At 68.5% G+C, this 17736-nt stretch carries 19 protein-coding genes; 17 read left to right on the forward strand and 2 right to left on the reverse strand.

The genetic code is table 11. The annotated features are described in order from the left end of the window. Nucleotides 1-371: 371 nt before the first annotated feature. The 16 genes from HD596_RS23835 to HD596_RS23910 all read left to right on the forward strand — a co-directional run bounded on the left by HD596_RS23835 (nucleotide 372) and on the right by HD596_RS23910 (nucleotide 15092). Nucleotides 372-3149, forward strand: coding sequence for a sensor histidine kinase (locus tag HD596_RS23835; protein WP_185071549.1), 2778 nt, complete (start codon nucleotides 372-374; stop codon nucleotides 3147-3149). Continuing rightward, nucleotides 3146-3568: a roadblock/LC7 domain-containing protein gene (locus HD596_RS23840; RefSeq protein WP_185071550.1), complete on the forward strand. Its 423-nt coding sequence runs from the start codon at nucleotides 3146-3148 to the stop codon at nucleotides 3566-3568. The genes HD596_RS23835 and HD596_RS23840 overlap by 4 nt, the downstream gene beginning before the upstream one ends. 131 nt (nucleotides 3569-3699) lie before the next feature. Then, nucleotides 3700-4023, forward strand: coding sequence for a DUF742 domain-containing protein (locus HD596_RS23845; RefSeq protein ID WP_168022241.1), 324 nt, complete (start codon nucleotides 3700-3702; stop codon nucleotides 4021-4023). 7 nt (nucleotides 4024-4030) lie between these two features. Then, nucleotides 4031-4591: a GTP-binding protein gene (locus HD596_RS23850; protein ID WP_185071552.1), complete on the forward strand. Its 561-nt coding sequence runs from the start codon at nucleotides 4031-4033 to the stop codon at nucleotides 4589-4591. 57 nt (nucleotides 4592-4648) lie between these two features. After that, complete coding sequence (ffh, locus tag HD596_RS23855) at nucleotides 4649-6202, forward strand: signal recognition particle protein (protein WP_185071554.1); 1554 nt, start codon at nucleotides 4649-4651, stop codon at nucleotides 6200-6202. Nucleotides 6203-6846: 644 nt separating this feature from the next. Further along, a complete protein-coding gene (gene rpsP, locus HD596_RS23860; protein ID WP_185071555.1) occupies nucleotides 6847-7287 on the forward strand; it encodes a 30S ribosomal protein S16 in 441 nt (146 codons plus the stop codon). Between the two features lies 1 nt (nucleotide 7288). Next, entirely contained in the window at nucleotides 7289-7534 is a 246-nt protein-coding gene (locus HD596_RS23865; protein WP_043634919.1) for an RNA-binding protein, read from the forward strand. 65 nt (nucleotides 7535-7599) lie between these two features. Continuing rightward, complete coding sequence (gene rimM, locus HD596_RS23870; protein WP_185078680.1) at nucleotides 7600-8100, forward strand: ribosome maturation factor RimM; 501 nt, start codon at nucleotides 7600-7602, stop codon at nucleotides 8098-8100. Next, nucleotides 8100-8879 carry a tRNA (guanosine(37)-N1)-methyltransferase TrmD gene (gene trmD / locus HD596_RS23875; protein ID WP_185071557.1) on the forward strand — a complete coding sequence of 260 codons (780 nt, stop codon included), beginning with the start codon at nucleotides 8100-8102 and terminating at the stop codon, nucleotides 8877-8879. The genes rimM and trmD overlap by 1 nt, the downstream gene beginning before the upstream one ends. 137 nt (nucleotides 8880-9016) lie before the next feature. Continuing rightward, a complete protein-coding gene (gene rplS, locus HD596_RS23880; RefSeq protein ID WP_185071559.1) occupies nucleotides 9017-9379 on the forward strand; it encodes a 50S ribosomal protein L19 in 363 nt (120 codons plus the stop codon). A 140-nt stretch (nucleotides 9380-9519) separates the two neighbouring features. Continuing rightward, a complete protein-coding gene (gene lepB / locus HD596_RS23885; RefSeq protein ID WP_185071560.1) occupies nucleotides 9520-10380 on the forward strand; it encodes a signal peptidase I in 861 nt (286 codons plus the stop codon). Then, nucleotides 10380-10976 (forward strand): signal peptidase I, encoded by a 597-nt coding sequence (lepB, locus tag HD596_RS23890; protein WP_185071562.1) that lies wholly within the window; start codon nucleotides 10380-10382, stop codon nucleotides 10974-10976. The genes lepB (HD596_RS23885) and lepB (HD596_RS23890) overlap by 1 nt, the downstream gene beginning before the upstream one ends. A 52-nt stretch (nucleotides 10977-11028) precedes the next feature. After that, nucleotides 11029-11697, forward strand: a complete 669-nt coding sequence (locus tag HD596_RS23895; protein ID WP_185071563.1) for a ribonuclease HII — start codon at nucleotides 11029-11031, stop codon at nucleotides 11695-11697. 39 nt (nucleotides 11698-11736) lie between these two features. Continuing rightward, complete coding sequence (locus tag HD596_RS23900; protein WP_026215037.1) at nucleotides 11737-12060, forward strand: DUF2469 domain-containing protein; 324 nt, start codon at nucleotides 11737-11739, stop codon at nucleotides 12058-12060. 1136 nt (nucleotides 12061-13196) lie between these two features. Beyond that, complete coding sequence (locus tag HD596_RS23905; protein WP_185071564.1) at nucleotides 13197-13556, forward strand: YraN family protein; 360 nt, start codon at nucleotides 13197-13199, stop codon at nucleotides 13554-13556. Then, entirely contained in the window at nucleotides 13557-15092 is a 1536-nt protein-coding gene (locus HD596_RS23910) for a YifB family Mg chelatase-like AAA ATPase (protein WP_185071565.1), read from the forward strand. It begins immediately after the preceding gene. Between the two features lie 567 nt (nucleotides 15093-15659). Here HD596_RS23910 and HD596_RS23915 read toward each other — a convergent pair. Both HD596_RS23915 and HD596_RS23920 read right to left on the reverse strand, forming a co-directional pair. Continuing rightward, the gene (locus HD596_RS23915; protein ID WP_185071566.1) at nucleotides 15660-15983 is read right to left on the reverse strand and encodes a hypothetical protein; all 324 of its coding nucleotides are present in this window, start codon (nucleotides 15981-15983) and stop codon (nucleotides 15660-15662) included. Nucleotides 15984-16094: 111 nt separating this feature from the next. Continuing rightward, the gene (locus HD596_RS23920; protein WP_185071567.1) at nucleotides 16095-16352 is read right to left on the reverse strand and encodes a hypothetical protein; all 258 of its coding nucleotides are present in this window, start codon (nucleotides 16350-16352) and stop codon (nucleotides 16095-16097) included. Nucleotides 16353-16410: 58 nt separating this feature from the next. On the opposite strand from HD596_RS23920, the gene dprA reads away from it, so the two are divergent. Beyond that, the gene (gene dprA, locus HD596_RS23925) at nucleotides 16411-17673 is read left to right on the forward strand and encodes a DNA-processing protein DprA (RefSeq protein ID WP_185071568.1); all 1263 of its coding nucleotides are present in this window, start codon (nucleotides 16411-16413) and stop codon (nucleotides 17671-17673) included. The last annotated feature ends 63 nt before the right edge of the window (nucleotides 17674-17736 follow it).

Genomic DNA, 17736 nt, shown 5'->3' on the forward strand with positions numbered 1-17736 from the left:
ATCACCATATGTAGCGATATATCCCTTTTGTCCGTTTATTATCTGGGACCCCGCTTGACTTGGAGGGCCTGTGGCAGGTGTTGTGATTTGCGTAAAATGTGCAGCTGTGTGTCGACCGTGATCTTTGCGCTATTGGCCGATCTCGTGTTGATGTGCTCCAATAAGCTCTCGCCCCAAGGGTGCGTCGGCGTCACACCGCAAACACCTGCATAACGTGATCTTCGTGCACCAGACCGTCAGAGGAGAGGTTGCGGAGGCAAGTGAAGAGTGTTGTCCCCTCTGTGGGCGGGGATCCGGGCTTAATAGAGGAAGCCCCCCGACACGCGTCTGGCGGACCGCAGCCGGCCGCGCCGGGCGTTGCGGGTGAAGCCGTGAAGGCTCGGACAGGATCGCGTTTCTCCCTGCGTAACTGGCGTGTGCGCTCCAAGCTGCTCGTCCTGGTCGTCATCCCGACCCTCGCCGCGCTCATTCTCGGTGGCCTGCGCGTCACCACGTCGATCGCGAGCGCCGGCGACTACGCACAGGTCAACGAGGTCGCCGTGCTGGCGAGCCGGCTGACCGCCCTCGCGCACGAGGTCGAGGTGGAGCGCGACTACACCGCGCGCTTCGTCGCCCTCGGACGCAAGGCCGGCCGGGACGAAGTGACCGATCAGTACGAGCCGGTCAACAAGCTCGTCACCGAGGTCAAGGGCAGCGTCGACGCGCTGGCGACCTCCGACAGCCCTCAGGCCCCCGAGGCCCTGCGCATCAAGAACCGTCTCAACGAGCTCGACACCGCGCGTAAGAACGCGATGGACTCCCAGCTCGACGTCAACTCCGTCATCGAGCTCTACGACCGGTTCATCACAGACCTCCTCTCCCTGAACGACACCATCGACCAAGGCGCGGTCGACAAGGAGCTCTCGGCGAGCGTCTCCGGCTTCGCCGCCCTCGCCCGGGCCAAGCAGTACGTCTCCACGCAGCGCGCGCTGCTCGTGGCGGCGCTGGCCACCAGGGAATTCGGCCGGGTCGAACTCGACGCCTTCATCGCCGCCCGCGCCCAGAAGAACAGCGAGCTGGCCACCTTCCGGGCGCAGGTCCCCCTTGAGCTGCGCCAGGCGTACGACGACACCGTCAGCGGCAAGGCCAACGACCGCGCGGAGATCCTGGCCTCCCGAGCCCTGTTCCTGCAGAGCCTGGGGCAACCACGGAACGTGTCGGACCCGAAGCTCGGGCTCACCCGTGACGGCAAGGACTGGTTCGCCGCCATCAGCGAGACCATCGACGGGATGCGCAAGGTCGAGCAGCGCGTGGCCGACTCGATCGTGCTCCGCAGCCGCACCCTGGAAGGGTCCGAGCAGCAGAGCGCCGTCATCGTGGCGGTCGGCATCCTGATCCTGCTCATCCTCGTGCTGCTGGTCACCGTCTTCATGGCGCGCTCGCTGAGCGGCCCCCTGCGCAGGCTGCGCAGGGAGGCGCTGTTCATCGCCGGTCGCCGCCTGCCGGACACCGTCCGCCAGCTCCGTGAGTCCGATTCGGTGGAGAACGTCGAGGTCCAGCCCATCGGCGTCGCCTCTCAGGACGAGATCGGTGAAGTCGCGCGGGCGTTCGACGAGATCCACCGCGAAGCGGTCCGGCTGGCGGGCGAGGAGGCCCGCCTGCGGAGCAACGTCAACGCGATGTTCGTGAACCTGTCGCGCCGCAGCCAGACGCTGGTGGAACGGCAGATCACCCTGATCGACGGCCTGGAGCAGGGCGAGCAGGACGAGCAGCGGCTCGGCAACCTGTTCAAGCTGGACCACCTGGCCACCCGCATGCGGCGTAACAGCGAGAACCTCCTGGTCCTCGCCGGCCAGGAACCGCCCCGCCGCTGGAGCAAGCCCGTCAAGCTGGTCGATGTCGCCCGCGCCTCGCTGTCGGAGGTCGAGAACTACGAGCGGGTCGTCCTCCAGGTGCCCGACGGCGTCGCCGTGGCCGGCCAGGCCGTCAACGACGTCATCCACCTGCTCGCCGAGCTGATCGAGAACGCCCTGTCGTTCTCGCCCCGCGAGACCAGGGTGACCGTCTCCGGCAGCCGGATCGACGGCGGCGGCGTCATGCTGTCGATCAGCGACTCCGGCATCGGCATGACCCCGGACGAGCTCACCATCGCCAACGACCGCCTCATGGACGCCCCCACCGTGGACGTGTCCGTGTCGCGCCGCATGGGCCTGTTCGTGGTCGCGCGTCTGGCGCACCGGCACGGCATCCGGGTGCAGCTGCGCCCCCACGGCACCGGCGGTCTGACCGCCATGGTCCTGATGCCGGAGGCGCTGCTCGGCTCGCAGTCCCCCGCCTACGCGACCCCCGGCGGCAACAGCATGGGGACGCTGGACTCGTTCGACGAGGGCTTCGGCGCCCGTACGGCCATGCCTGCCATGCCTCCCATGCAGCCCCCGATGCCTCCCGTGCCGCCGCCGCCCGCCCCGCAGTGGGGTCCGGGAGGCTACCAGCCGGGGCCGGGCCACCCGTCCTTCCCCTCACAGCCGTCCTTCTCGGCCCAGCCGAGCGTGGACGTGGGCTGGCCGTCCGACCCGCGCAGCAGCAGCGGCGGCTACGACACCTCTGACGTCTGGGTGCCGGCGCGCAACTCCAACAGCCGGCCGGGCGAATGGGGCCAGGACAACAACTCCCTGCCGAGACGGCCCTTCGGCGGCGACCAGATGGACATGGGCCAGCCGAAGTACGACTTCCCCGAGACGGAGGCGGCGGCCACCGGTCCCATCCCGGCCGTGAAGCCCGCCTCCTCGGGCGACGAATACCTGCCGATCTTCGCCTCGGTCGAGTCGGCGTGGTTCGAGCACGGCAACGAGGGCGCCGCCACCTGGGGCTCCGCCAAGGCCGACGCGGGCTGGAGCGCCGCGGAGGCGGTCGTCGAGCCGGTACGCGACGGCGCGACCGCCGCGGGGCTGCCCAAGCGGGTGCCCAAGGCCAACCTGGTGCCCGGCTCGGCCGACACCGTCTCGGCGCCCAAGGGCGTCGCTCCCATGCCGGCGGTCTCGCCGGAGCGGGTGCGCAGCCGCCTTTCGAGCTTCCAGCAGGGGTTCAGGGCGGCACGTGACGACATCAGCGAGGGCAGGACGTACCCCTCCGGTCCGAGAAGTGTTGAAAGCAGGGATGAGCGCGCATGAATGACTTGAGCCAGTCGGCACGTGGGGTGGACTGGTTAATCACCGATTTCGTCAGCACCGTTCCTGGCGTCGCGCACGCGGTGGTCGTCTCCTCTGACGGGCTGCCGCTCGCGGCCTCCGCGGGATTCCCGGCTGACCGGGCCGACCAGCTGGCCGCCATCGCGTCGGGCCTGGTGAGCCTGACGCAGGGCGCGGCCAGGGTGTTCGAAGGCGGGCCGGTCAACCAGACGATCGTGGAGATGCAGCGCGGCCTGATGCTGATCATGTCGATCAGCGACGGCTCGTGCTTGGCGGTGCTGGCGGCTCCGGACTGCGACATGGGTCTGGTGGCGTACCAGATGACGCTGATGGTTGATCGCGCCGGTCAGGTGCTGACCCCGGCTGTGCGCGCCGAGCTGCGCGCCAGCCAGACCAGGTGATGTAGGTGACAGACCCGAGATGGAACAGCGGCGGCTGGGACTCCCATAACAGCGGTGCGTGGGATTCCCAGAACAGTGGGAGCTGGCAGCCTCCCCCTCCTCCGCCGCCCAGCAACGACCCCGCCTCGCCGGTGCGGCCCTATGCCGTGACCGGCGGGCGTACCGCGCCCAAGGTCAAGCTGGCCATGGAGGCCCTGGTGTCCTCGGCGACCGCCGAGCACCGGGAGTTCTCGCACATCACCCCCGAATACAAGGCGATCAGCCAGCTGTGCCTGCAGGTCAGGTCGGTGGCTGAGGTCTCGGCGCTGCTGCGGATCCCGCTCGGTGTGGTGCGTGTTCTGATCGCGGATATGGCGGCAGAGGGCCTGGTTCGGGTGCATCAGCCGCAGCTGGAAGCGGGTAGGCCGGACGTCAACCTGCTGGAAAGGGTGCTCAGTGGACTTCGCAGGCTCTAGCCCCGGTTTGACCTCGACGAAGATCGTGGTCGCCGGTGGGTTCGGGGTGGGCAAGACGACCTTCGTCGGCGCGGTGTCGGAGATCATGCCGTTGACCACGGAGGCCGTCATGACCGACGCCTCCAAGGGCATCGACGATCTGGGCATGACGCCGCTGAAGTCGACCACCACCGTCGCCATGGACTTCGGTCGCGTCTCGCTCGATCGCGACCTGATCCTGTACCTGTTCGGCACGCCCGGACAGCACCGGTTCTGGTTCATGTGGGACGACCTCGTCCGCGGCGCCATCGGCGCGGTGGTGCTCGTGGACACGCGCCGCCTGGCGGACAGCTTCCCCGCGATCGACTACTTCGAAGAGGCGCAGCTGCCGTTCATCGTGGGGGTGAACGGCTGGGACGGCCAGTACGCCCACAGCGACGCCGAAGTGCGTGACGCCCTGACCCTGGCGCCGCACATCCCGATGGTGCGCCTCGACGCCCGCTCCAAGGACTCGGTCAAGGCCGCGCTGATCAACCTGGTCGAGCACGCGCTCTCAGTCCGCATGGCCGTGCCAGGCTGGAGCGGCTAGCGGAGCGGATAGGCTGGAGTCTTAGACGTTCATTCGCTTCGAGGACTGGCCAACCACGTGTTCGAGACGCTATCCGACCGGTTGACATCGGTCTTCTCCTCCCTCCGGTCCAAAGGCCGGCTGTCCGATGCCGACATCGACGCCACCACCCGCGAGATCCGCATCGCCCTGCTGGAGGCCGATGTCGCGCTCCCGGTGGTCAAGGCGTTCGTCGCCCAGGTCAAGGAGCGCGCCCGCGGGGCCGAGGTCTCCCAGGCGCTCAACCCGGCGCAGCAGGTCGTCAAGATCGTCAATGACGAGCTGATCGCGATCCTCGGCGGCGAGACGCGCAGGCTCCGCTTCGCCAAGACGCCGCCGACCGTGGTCATGCTGGCGGGTCTGCAGGGCGCCGGTAAGACCACCCTGGCCGGCAAGCTGGCCAGGTGGCTGCGCGAGCAGGGCCACACGCCCCTGCTGGTGGCCGCCGACCTGCAGCGCCCCAACGCCGTCCAGCAGCTCCAGGTCGTGGGCGAGCGCGCCGGGGTCGCGGTCTACGCCCCCGAGCCGGGCAACGGCACCGGCGACCCGATCGCGGTCGCCCGCACGTCGATCGACGAGGCCAAGCGCCTGCTGCACGACATCGTCATCATCGACACCGCCGGCCGCCTGGGCATCGACCAGGAGATGATGAAGCAGGCCGCCGACATCCGCGACGCGGTCTCGCCCGACGAGGTCCTGTTCGTGGTCGACGCCATGATCGGCCAGGACGCCGTCACGACGGCGCAGGCGTTCATGGAGGGCGTCGGCTTCGACGGGGTCGTGCTGACCAAGCTCGACGGCGACGCCCGCGGTGGCGCCGCCCTGTCGGTGCGGCACATCACGGGCCGGCCGATCATGTTCGCCTCCACGGGCGAGAAGCTCGAGGACTTCGACGCCTTCCACCCCGACCGGATGGCCTCCCGCATCCTCGACATGGGTGACATCCTCACCCTGATCGAGCAGGCCCAGAAGACGTTCGACGAGGAGCAGGCCGCCAAGATGGCGGGCAAGCTCACCTCGGGCGAAAACTTCACGCTCGAGGACTTCCTCGAGCAGATGATGATGGTCCAGAAGATGGGGCCCATCAAAAACCTGCTGGGCATGATGCCCGGCATGGGGCAGATGCGCGACCAGCTCAACTCCATCGACGACCGCGACCTCGACCGCATCGCCGCGATCATCCGCTCGATGACGCCCGGGGAGCGCCAGGACCCCAAGATCATCAACGGGTCGCGGCGGGCCCGCATCGCGGCCGGCTCCGGCGTCTCGGTCACCGCCGTCAGCAACCTCGTCACCCGCTTCTTCGAGGCGCAGAAGATGATGAAGCGGATGGCGGGCGGCATGGGCATCCCCGGCATGCCGGGTGGTCGCGGCAAGGCGGCCAAGGCGCAGAAGAAGGCCAAGAAGGGGCGGCGCGTCAGCGGCGACCCGCGCAAGGCGGCCCTCGGCAAGGCCTCCGCCGCCGAGGCTCCGGAGGCGGCCGAGCCCAAGGGCGGCGGGTTGCTGGGCAACCTCGGGGGCAAGCTGCCTCCGGGCGTGGAGCTGCCGCCGGGCTTCGACCCCTCCAAGTTCCGCCTGCCCGGCCAGAAGTAGCCCCCGCCGGGACCTCGCGTTCCCGGCGGCCCGGGTTTTCCGACTGGCCCGGGCTTGCGATCGGGCCGGGCTTTTCCGGTCGGCCCGCGCTCCGGCCTTCGGGCGGTGCCGCGCCGGGTTCTGGCAGTGGCGCCTGCCCGGCTCTCGGCGGCCTTCGCCTCTGCCGTCAGGGGGCCGCGCCGGGCGTCACCACGGCCGCGGCCTCCGCCTTCCCGCTGGTGGACTCCGGCCTTCCCGCTTGCTCGGCCCGCCGCCTTGAGCGCCTGCGCCCTCGAACGGCTGCCCGCACCGGCCGCACCGCCCTGCGGAGGCGCCACTCGAAAACCGGTCGCTCCCCAGTCGCGCGGCCGGAGATCATGCGCCGGCGGGATACCATGAGCGGGTCGCTCACCGTACATGCAGCCAGGTCGCAGCCGGTGCCGCACCTTCGGGAGCCGTTCGCGAGCGGCCGCGAGGCGGCGCGCCGTGACGGAACGTCGTTGGCAGTGCCGTCGATCTGGCACAATGGCATGTTGGAACATCGTGACCAGGCGGGTGCCCTCTCACCTCCCGCCGGACGCGCCTGTCCCTGGAGCGTCGTCCCGTCGTGCCCCACTCGGCGAGATGCCGTTCACCCACGCTCGAATGCAGGAGAGACCACACCCGTGGCAGTCAAGATCAAGCTCAAGCGGCTCGGCATGATCCGCAACGCTCAATACCGCATCGTCGTCGCCGACAGCCGCACCAAGCGTGACGGCCGGGCGATCGAGGAGATCGGCCTGTACCACCCGAAGGACAACCCTTCGCGCATCGAGGTCAACGCCGAGCGTGCGGCCTACTGGCTGGGGGTCGGCGCGCAGCCGACCGAGCCCGTCCTCAAGCTGCTCAAGCTCACCGGCGACTGGCAGAAGTTCAAGGGCGAGGCCGCCCCTGCGCCGCTGAAGGTCGCCGAGCCCGCGCCTGACCGTCACGCGCTCTACGAGGCCGCGGCCAAGGAGGCGCTGTCCGGTGGCGACACCGGCACGGCCGCCACCACGCCGAAGAAGGCCAAGAAGAAGGAAGAGGCCGAGGCCCCCGTCGAGACCCAGACCGAGGGCGAGGCCTGACGTGCTCGAGGAGGCTCTCGAGCACCTCGTGAAGGGCATCGTCGAACATCCAGACGATGTCCGGGTCCGCGCACGCCGCATTCGCAGCGGGCGCGTCCTGGAGGTCCGGGTGCACCCCGAGGACCTGGGCAAGGTCATCGGACGCGGCGGGCGCACCGCCAAGGCGCTGCGCACCGTTGTGAACGCCCTGGCCGACGGGAAGTACGTACGGGTCGACCTGCTCGACCTGCACGAAGCAGTCCGTTAGCGTCAGGTTTGCGCGCCCTCATCGGCTTTGCCGGCCGATGGGGGCGCTTGCGTTAGGAGTTCATGTTGCAGCTGGTCGTCGGCCGGATCGGCCGTCCGCACGGGGTGCGCGGTGAAGTGACCGTGGAGGTACGCACCGACGATCCCGAGCTGCGTTTCGCCGTGGGCACGTCCATCGCCACGGACCCCGCCGGCAGGGGGCCGCTCGTCGTCGCGGGCCGCCGCTGGCACAAGGGCTTCCTGCTGCTGACCTTCGAGGGGATCACCGACCGCGACGTGGCGGACGAGCTGCGGGGCACCATGCTGGTCATCGACTCGGCCGAGGTGGCGCCGTCCGACGACCCCGACGAGTTCCACGATTCCCAGCTCATCGGCCTGACGGTGGAGACCGCCGCGGGGGAGCCCGTGGGCGAGATCACCGACGTCCTCCACCACGGCCAGGACCTCCTGGTGGTACGCAGGGCCGGGGCGGACGAGGCGCTCATCCCGTTCGTCAAGGCGCTGGTGCCCGAGATCGACCTGGAAGGCGGTCGGCTGGTCGTCGACCCGCCAGAGGGCCTGCTGTGATGCGGCTCGACATCATCTCGATCTTCCCCGAGTACTTCGCGCCGCTCGACGTCTCGCTGATCGGCAAGGCCCGCGAGCGCGGCACGCTGGACGTACGCGTGCACCAGCTCCGTGACTGGACCCACGACGTCCACAAGACCGTGGACGACACCCCCTACGGCGGGGGGCCGGGCATGGTCATGAAGCCCGAGGTGTGGGGCGAGGCCATCGACGCCGTGGTCGGGGACGGCGCGCCGCGGCTGATCGTGCCGACGCCGAGCGGGCGGCCGTTCACCCAGGAGCTGGCGCAGGAGCTGGCGGGGGAGCCGTGGCTGCTGTTCGCGTGCGGGCGATACGAGGGCATCGACTCGCGGGTCATGGAGGAGTACGGCTCCCGGCTGCGGGTCGACGAGGTCGGCATCGGCGACTATGTGCTGGCCGGGGGCGAGGTGGCGGTGCTGGTCATGGTGGAGGCCATCGGGCGGCTGCTGCCCGGTGTCCTGGGCAATGCCCAGTCGGCCGTGGACGACTCCTTCGCGCCCGGATCCATGCAGAACCTGGTCGAGGGCCCCGTCTACACCAAGCCGCCTGTCTGGCGGGGGCATGAAGTGCCTGAGGTGCTGCTGTCCGGGCATCACGGAAAGATCGCCAGATGGCGGCGTGACCAGGCGCTGCGCCGTACCGTACGGAACAGGCCGGATCTGGCGGCGGCGCTCGACCCCGACACGCTGGACAAGCACGACAGGAAGCTCCTCGAGGAGCTGTCGTTTCGCGTCGAGCGCGAAGATATGGCAAACTGAGTCGATGCCAACCACCATTTGGTTGGTTCGTCATGCCCGGGCGTAGTGACCCCGGGCCAGGAGACAGCAAGCGCGTCCGCCACGAGCTTCGGCCGGGTGGACCTCCGCGTGCTCACGAGAACTTGAGGACAGCTCTCATGCACACGAAGATCCAGGAGCTCGAGAAGGCGACGCTGCGCAGCGACGTGCCGAGCTTCCGTCCCGGTGACACGCTCGAGGTACACGTACGAGTCGTCGAAGGAAACCGCTCCCGTATCCAGGTCTTCAAGGGCTTCGTGCTGCGCAGGCAGGGCAGCGGCGCCCGCGAGACCTTCACGGTCCGCAAGGTCAGCTACGGCGTCGGCGTCGAGCGCACCTTCCCCGTGCACAGCCCGGTCATCGAGAAGATCGTGCTCGTGACCCGCGGCGACGTGCGCCGGGCCAAGCTCTACTACATGCGCGACCTGCGCGGCAAGGCCGCCCGTATCCGCGAGAAGCGCGAGACGACGGCCGCCAAGTAGCCCGGTCTTTTCCGTGGCCCGCGCACTCGCGCGGGCCATTCGGCTTTACAGGGCCGTTTCCTTTATGTGGAGCGACTCGTGCATGGGTGTAACGTCGGTCGAGGCTTGTCGAGCCGAAGCATCATCTAGGCTCGTCAGCGATGACTAGCGAGAGCCAGGAGCACGGCGCGGCGCGCCGCCCTGTCGAGGACGAGGTGGACGTGGTCGCCGAAGAGACTCAGAAGCCAGCAAAAGGCGAGAAAAAGGAGAAGAAGGGGTCGTTCTGGAAAGAGCTGCCCGTTCTTGTCGTCGTAGCCTTGGTGCTGGCCCTGATCATCAAGACGTTTGTGGTCCAGGCCTTCTACATTCCGTCGGAGTCGATGGAGAACACCCTGTTGAAAAACGACAGGGTGCTGGTCAACAAGCTCGTCTACCACACGCGCGACATCGAGCGCGGCGACGTGGTGGTCTTCTCGGGAGTCGACTCCTGGGACGGTGAGTTCGAGATGGAGGAGCCGTCCAACCCGGTCGCGGCCTTCTTCCGCTGGGTCGGCACGGCGTTCGGCATCGTGCCCGGCGAGAGGGACTACATCAAGCGGGTCATCGGCGTCGGCGGCGACCACGTGAAGTGCTGCGACTCCAAGAACCGCATCACGGTCAACGGCACGCCCATCGACGAGGAGAGCTACCTCTATCCGGGCAACGTGCCGTCCGACAAGTTCTTCGACATCACGGTGCCGGAGGGGCGGCTGTGGGTGATGGGCGACCACCGGTCGGTCTCGCTCGACTCCCGATCCCACACCGGTGACCCGGGCGGCGGCTCCATTCCCGTGAGCCAGGTCATCGGCCGGGCCTTCGTGATCGTCTGGCCGTTCAACCGGGCGTCCTCGATCGACATTCCGGACACATTCTCGCAACCCGCACTTCAGGCGCTCGGTGGCTCCGTACCGCTGGTCGCCGGGTTCGGGCTGGCCGTACCCTTGGTCCTGGTCCGTCGCCGCTGGAGGGGGAAGAGGCGCTGATGGCCGTCACCAAGAAGGCGGAGGGTGTGGGGAAAGAGAAGAAGAAGGGCGGCTTCCGCGAGACGGTGCTGCTGCTGGTCCTGGGCGTGGGCATCGCGCTGCTGCTGCAGGCGTTCGTGGTCGGCTCGTTCTACATCCCGTCCATCTCGATGGAGAACACCCTGCTGGTCAACGACCGGGTGTTCGTCAACAAGCTGGCGGGCAAGCCCGAACGCGGCGACATCGTGGTCTTCAAGGGCTGGAGCAACGGCGAGGACACCATCAAGCGGGTCATCGGCGTCGGCGGCGACAAGGTGGTGTGCTGCGACGCCAAGAAGCGCATCACGGTCAACGGCACGCCGCTGGAGGAGACCTCCTACCTCTACCCCGGTGATTACGCTTCCAGCGATGAGTTCAACGTCACCGTGCCGTCCGGAAAGCTCTGGCTGATGGGCGACCACCGCAGCGCCTCGGCCGACTCGCGGGCCCACATGGACGAGGCCGGAGGCGGGTTCATCTCGGAGAACGACGTGATCGGCAAGGCCGTGGTGCGCTACTGGCCGCTGTCCCGGGGGTATCTCTTCTCCCGTCCTGACACTTTCGACAAGGTCAAATAGCGGTCGCTTTCGGTCGCGGTTCGCGGCGTTTGGGGCGTACGCTGCCTGTGTCATGACAGTTGCGTTCCGCCCTCGGCCAAGCGTCGTCCGGCGCGATTCCGGACTCTACGCCTACGAGCGGGCGCTCGCCCGCCGCGGCCTCACCCCCATCGCGGGCGTCGACGAGGCCGGCCGCGGCGCCTGCGCGGGGCCCCTCGTCGTCGCGGCCGTGATCCTGCGCAGGCAGATCGACGGCCTCGGCGACTCGAAGCTGCTGTCCCCGGCGGTGCGCGAACGTCTGTACGACCAGATCGTCCGCGTCGCCCACATCGGCATGGTGATCATCCCGCCGGGGGAGATCGACGCTAAAGGTCTTCACAAGTGCAACGTTTCAGGAATGCGGCGGGCTGTCGCACAGTTGCCTTGTGACCCGGAGTACATCCTGACGGACGGCTTCCCGGTGCCGGGCCTCCCGGCGCCGTCGCTGGCCGTGTGGAAGGGGGATCAGGTGGCCGCATGCGTGGCGGCGGCGTCGATCGTGGCCAAGGTGACGCGAGACCGTCTCATGGTCACGCTCGACGAGCGCTACCCGCAGTACGGTTTCGCCGAGCACAAGGGGTATGTCACACCAGGACACCGGCTGGCGCTGGAAACGCACGGGCCGTGTCCTGATCACCGATACTCCTTCGTCACGGTGGCGAGGGGGATGGGTGAAAATGAAATGGGGGCCGGGGTTGCCTGACCAGGCGAACCGGGGGACCGGTACGACAGGAGGACCGCGATGAGCGCAGAAGATCTCGAAAAGTACGAAACCGAGATGGAGCTGCAGCTTTACCGCGAATACCGGGATGTCGTCGGTTTGTTCACGTACGTGGTCGAGACTGAGCGTCGGTTCTATCTGACCAACTCGGTCGACCTCGACGTCCGTACCGCGGAGAACGGCGACGTCTTCTTCGATGTGAAGATGCAGGACGCCTGGGTGTGGGACATGTACCGGCCGGCGCGGTTCGTGAAGAACGTACGGGTGGTCACGTTCAAAGATGTGAACGTGGAAGAACTGGCCAAGGCGGACCTCGAGATGCCCAAGGAGGGGTTCTCGGGGTAACGGGGCTGGGGCTCCGTACGCTCCCTCAGCTTTGACCAGCCGCCGGCAGCACACCTCCGGCAGGCTCAGCCGGCACGCGCCCCCCAACACCACTACAGACACCCTCTGGCAGGCGCCACACGCGCTTCCCACCGGCGAAACCGCCACCATGCACCGCCACGGCGACTCGCCCCCGTACACCGCCCGACAGCCCCCACCGGCAGCGGCCGCGCAGGAGGCGGACGGCGGGGCCCGGACGTCGGCGTGTACGAAGTGGCGCCCCAGCACCGCATCCGGTCGGCCGTCACCGTGGACCGCATCCGGCCAGGACCGCACCGGGCCGCCATCGTGGGCCGCGCCGGGTGGCCGTGGACCACTCCCGGTCAGCCGTCACCGTGGACCGCATCCGGCCAGGACCGCACCGGGCCGCCATCGTGGGCCGCGCCGGGTGGCCGTGGACCACTCCCGGTCAGCCGTCACCGTGGACCACATCCGGCCAGGACCGCACCGGGCCGCCATCGTGGGCCGCGCCGGATGGCCGTGGACCACTCCCGGTCAGCCGTCACCGTGGATCGCGTCCGGTCGGCCGTCACCGTGGATCGCGTCCGGTCGGCCGTCACCATGGACCGCATCCGGCCAGCCGCCACCATGCGCTGTGCAGGGCGGCCAGGATCGCTTACCCACTCTCCTGAGCTCCCACCGCGCCTAACCGGTGCTGTGGCGCCCGGATGGCTCAGCGTGGCACACAGCCGCGGCAACCCCTCATGCCCGCAGGCCTGCCCACACCGCCCCATGGCACCGCGCCGAGCCGCGGCATCGTGCCCACAGCCGCGCAACCCACGCCCAGATGCGACCAACCGGCCGGAACGCCACACACCATAGTCCTCGGCACTACAAACCCTCACCCGCGAACCCGGGACCCACGGCCCCAGTCCGCCAGTCCCCAGGCCACTGGCTCCCGCCTGACCAGAGCTCCGTCCCAGACCGCCGGCCCCTGCTGACCCGAGCCCTGTCCCAGACCTGCGCTCGCGCTATCCACAACCGACCCCTGACCCGCCCCCACCATCCCCAGAACCCCGTTCGGCCCCACCCCCACCACCCCTCATCCACGAAAGTCGGTGCCCGGACCAGCACCGGACCGACGACGGAGGTGGCATATGGCCGCAAAACACGACCAAGACCTCGGCAAACAAGGCGAACAGGTAGCCGTGACCTACCTCGAAGCCGAGGGCATGAAGATAATCGCCCGCAACTGGCGCTGCCGCCACGGCGAGATCGACATCATCGCCGAAGAGGGTCCCACCCTGGTCGTCGTCGAGGTCAAAACCCGATCGGGCAGATCCCACGGCACAGCCCTGGAGTCCGTAAGCCCGGCCAAGCTGGCCAGGCTCAGGATGCTCGCGGCCAAGTGGCTGGCCGCACAGCCGCGCACGTTCCGCACCGTACGGGTGGACGTGATCGCCCTTGAGCGTTTCGCCGGTGACTTCGCCCTGAGCCACGTACGGGGGGCGATCTAGATGGCCGTGGCCCGCACGCGCAGCGTGGCCGTGATCGGAGTCACGGGCCGCACCGTCGAGGTCGAGGCCGACGTGGGCAACGGCCTGGCCGGCATCCACCTCATCGGCCTCCCCGACACGGCGCTCAGCGAGGCCCGAGACCGGGTCAGGTCCGCGATGGTCAACAGCACCTATCCCTGGCCCGACGCCCGCATCATCGTCAGCCTCTTCCCGGCCAGCCTCCCCAAGCGCGGCTCCCAGTTCGACCTTGCCATAGCCATGGCCATCCTGAGCGCCGCAGGCGTGATCCCGGCCGAGCGCATCGCGGAGCCGTTCTTCCTGGGCGAGCTCGGCCTCGACGGCCGCATCAGACCTGTACGCGGCGTGCTGCCCTCCATCATCGGCGCGGCCAAACACGGTGACGTCACAGTCGTCGTCCCCGCCGCGAACTCAGCCGAGGCCGCCCTGGTCCCCAACGTCAAAGTGATCCCGGTTTCGCACCTCCGCCAGCTCGTGGAGTGGCTGCGCAGGGGAGACGACGAGCCCGAGCCTCGGGTCGAGGAGTGCGCCGAGTTGCCCAAGTCCACCGACGGCCCGGCGGTAGATCTTGCGGACGTCGTGGGCCAGCCGGTCGCCCGACGGGCTCTGGAGGTGTGCGCGGCAGGCGGCCACAACCTCTGGATGCTCGGCCCGCCGGGCACCGGCAAGACCATGCTGGCCGAACGCCTCCCCACCCTCCTGCCGGACCTGGAGCTCGACCACGCCCTGGAGGTCACGGCCATCCACTCCGTCGCGGGCGCCCTGCCGCCGAACGCTCCCATGATGAGCAGACCCCCGTTCGTCAGCCCACACCACACGGCGACGTCCGCTGCGATCATCGGCGGAGGCAGCGCGATCGTACGCCCCGGAGCCGTCTCCCTCGCCCACAGAGGCGTCCTCTTCCTGGACGAGGCCCCCGAGTTCCCCCGCCACGTGCTCGACGCCCTCCGGCAGCCTCTGGAATCCGGCCGCGTGACGGTGTCGAGGTCCGCGGGCTCGGTCACGTTCCCAGCCAGGTTCATGCTCGTCCTGGCCGCCAACCCCTGCCCCTGCGCCCAGGCCGAGGACCAGAGCGAGACCTGCAAGTGCACCCCCACGATCAAGCGCCGTTACCTGGGCAGGCTCTCCGGCCCGCTCCTCGACCGCATAGACATGAAGGTCACCGTGGTCCGCTCATCCAGACGCGAACTCCTGGCCGACCGCCAGTTCGTAGAAACGAGCAAGACAGTGGCCGAACGCGTCCTCCTAGCCCGCGAACGCGCCGCAAAACGCCTGACCGGCACGCCCTGGCGCACGAACGCCGAAATCCCCTCATCCCTGCTCCACTCCGACTACCGCCCATCCAACGAGGCCATGAAACCCATGACGTCCTGCCTCGACTCCGGCACCCTCACCGCCCGTGGCCTGGACCGCGTCGTACGCGTCGCATGGACCCTCGCCGACCTCGCCGACAAGGACACCCCGGAGGAAGACGAAACAAACGCCGCCCTCAGCTTCTGGCTAGGAGTGAAGTCCTAACACCCACTCCGATGCACCCCACGCGTCACCCCGCCTCACGGGTCACCGCGCCTCACGCAGCACTGGGACTCACGCAGGTCCAGGACTCATGCAGCACCGGAACCCACCCAGCACCGCGATTTAGGAAGGCCCGGGATCTATGTAGCCCGGGATCTGTGTAGGTCCGGGGATCTATGCAGGACTGGGAGCTATGTAGCCCAGGATCTATGTACCCCCGGACCTATGCAGGACCGGGTCCTACGCAGGTCTGTGAACTGCGCAGCCCCGGGACCCATGCAGCACCCGAGCAGCACCGCGACCCACCCAGGACTGGGACCTGCTCAGGTACGCCGCGACCGCTCAGGCATGCCCCGACCTGCTCAGGCACCGCGACGTGCTCCCGCACCTTGACCTGCTCCTGCACTACGGCCGGTCCTCATCCGTTCAGCTCTCACCACCGTCCGCCCCCATCCCTTCAGGAGCCCTCATGTCCAGCTCAATCACGGAAGCTGACACACCCCTTACACCGCCACCAGCCGCTGACCCAGGCCTACCGCGGGCAGACGTTCGACCAAGCCCCCATCCGGACTACGGCATGTCCCACACGCCGGCCAAAACGGCCACGACCAGCACCCTTCCAGCGGCCGCCGCGACCGCTCCGGCCCCCAACACGGGCACCTCCACTGCCACTATCACCGGCACAAGCCCCGATACGGTCGGCGACGTGCGCACCACCGCTGTCGCCTGCACGAGCATCCCCACCTCTGCCGAAACGGGTGCCGCTCCCGCCATCAGCCCAGGCAACGGCACCGCCACACCCGCCTGCACAAGCCACGCCAGCGCTGGCACCACCACAGACACCGCCACCAGCATGAGCCAGAGCGTCGCCGTCGGCGCCAGCATCACCCCCATCGATCAACTGCGGGAAACGCCCGAGCCAACCGACACCACCCCAATGACCAGCACTACGCAGCGTGAGCCCGCACCCAAGCCCGAAAGTGAAACCACGCATCAGCCCAGGCCTCAGACTGGGGCCACCACCCAGACCACGTTCACAACCTCGCCCCGACCTTCGACCACGCCGTCACCCACGACCACTTCCTTGGCCACGGCTGCCACCTCGCCCACAATGGCCACCTCGCTCACAATGGCCACCTCGCTCACAATGGCCACCTCGCCCACGACGGCCACCGCCTCCACGACCGCCTCCCCCATGGTCGCCACCTCGGCCACGGCCAGTGCCCCTGCCACTACATCAACCTCGATCACGCCCTCGATCACGCCCTCGACCTCGGCCTCGACCTCGGCTCAGAGCGAAACTGAGGCCAGAGCCGCGCTCATGAGAGCGGCCGACGTGGGCGACCCCATCATGGGCCGTCTGGTGATGCAGTACGGGGCCATACGTGCAGTGGAGGCGATCCGCGCCCGCACCCTGCCGCCAGAGTTCGTAGCCCAGGAGATCAAGCGAGCTCAGGAAGCCCACCAGAATCGTCCCCCCGACCTCACCGCCCGTGTCAACGCCTGGCACGCCCGCCTGGCAGCGGCCAACCCAGCGGCAGACCTCGAAAACGGACAAGGATCCGGAGCCCGATTGGTCATCCCGGGCAGCCCGGAATGGCCCACCCAACTGGACCAGCTAGGCGCTGGCCGCCCTCTCGGTCTGTGGCTCCATGGCACAGCCGACTTGCGCTTTTCCTGCCTCAAATCAGTGGCGGTCGTAGGGGCACGAGCCGCCACGTCGTACGGCACCCACATCGCTGCCGAGTTCGGCGTCGGTCTCGGTGAGTCGGGCTGGACCGTCGTGTCAGGCGGCGCCCATGGTGTGGACGGCGCGGCTCACCGAGGCGCCTTGGCCGCCGACGCACCAACGGTGGTAGTCCTGGCCTGCGGTGTGGACATCTGCTACCCGGCGAGCCACGAAGTCCTGTTTGCCGCTGTTAGAGATCGGGGCGTCGTGGTCAGCGAATGCCCTCCCGGCGTCCACCCCACCCGAGCCCGCTTCCTCATCAGAAACCGCCTGATAGCCGCCCTGTCGAGGGGGACGGTAGTGGTAGAGGCAGCCCTACGCAGCGGCGCCCTCAACACAGCCGCCCACGCCCTGTCCCTCAACAGACACCTGGCGGCAGTCCCCGGCCCAGTTACCTCAGGCATGTCGGCCGGCTGCCACAAACTCCTCCGCGACCGCAAAGCCGTATGCGTAACCTCACCGGAGGAGATGATCGACCTGGTCGGCGTAATAGGCGACGACCTGGCCTCTCAATCCCGAGCTCCTGCAGTCCCCAGGGACAAACTCAACGAACCCACCCGAAAGGTCCTCGACGCGATCCCCACCCGAGGCGGCGCAGGTCCTGCGTCCATAGCGGTCGCCGCGGGACTAAGCCTGGACGCCACCTTGAGCGCCTTGGGCGGCCTAGCGGCCGCAGGCTACATAGAACGAACCACAAACGGCTGGCGTCTCCGCAAACAACTTGCCTCCTACCCCAAAGCCCCCGACTCCGCCGCCCTAGAACCCCCACCCTCCCCCGAGTCCGACGCATCCGACGACCCCCCGTTCCCAGACGACGACTTCCCCCACGGGCCCGAACAGCACGGTTGGCACTGAGGCACAAACAATCCACTTCTGAAGGCGACCGGACCGAACGACCCGATGTGATGGCTGCTACGC

The sequence above is a fragment of the Nonomuraea jabiensis genome, assembly GCF_014204795.1.
Lineage (GTDB): Bacteria > Actinomycetota > Actinomycetes > Streptosporangiales > Streptosporangiaceae > Nonomuraea > Nonomuraea jabiensis.